1 protein-coding gene is annotated in these 356 nt (G+C 55.3%); it reads right to left on the bottom strand.

The features are described 5' to 3' along the window. On the bottom strand, positions 1-337 hold a 337-nt coding region (locus KIP88_RS46205), incomplete at its 3' end, for an AMP-binding protein (protein WP_308163855.1). Positions 338-356 lie beyond the last annotated feature (19 nt).

The raw sequence follows: 356 nt of genomic DNA, 5'->3' as shown, positions 1-356 counted from the left end.
CAGCCGGGCAGCTCCACGTCGTCGCGCAGACTGTTGCTTCGGTAGGTCCATAGGCGTTGACAATAGATGCTGCAGGCAGGGCTCGGATAAGCTCGGCCTTCGGGAGCTCTCCAGCAAGTACGAGAAGTTGCGACGCCAAATATTCCAGATGCTGGCTTCCCTGAAGCAATGCTGGAGGCAACGTCGCATGCGTGATGGCTTCGTTTCGCAGATAGTCCGATAGCTCTTTGGTCGATTGACGGATCTCACCCGCAGGCAAGTGCAAGGCGGCTCCTGAGCCAAACGCCATGACAAGCTCTGAAACACTTGTATCAAAACCAAAGGAGGCGAACTGCACCACTCTACTGTTGGAACAA

The sequence above is a fragment of the Bradyrhizobium sp. SRL28 genome, assembly GCF_018596315.1.
In the GTDB taxonomy this organism is placed as follows: domain Bacteria; phylum Pseudomonadota; class Alphaproteobacteria; order Rhizobiales; family Xanthobacteraceae; genus Bradyrhizobium.
The sequence above is the reverse complement of the archived record's forward strand: the minus strand, read 5'-3'. Positions and strand labels throughout refer to the sequence as shown.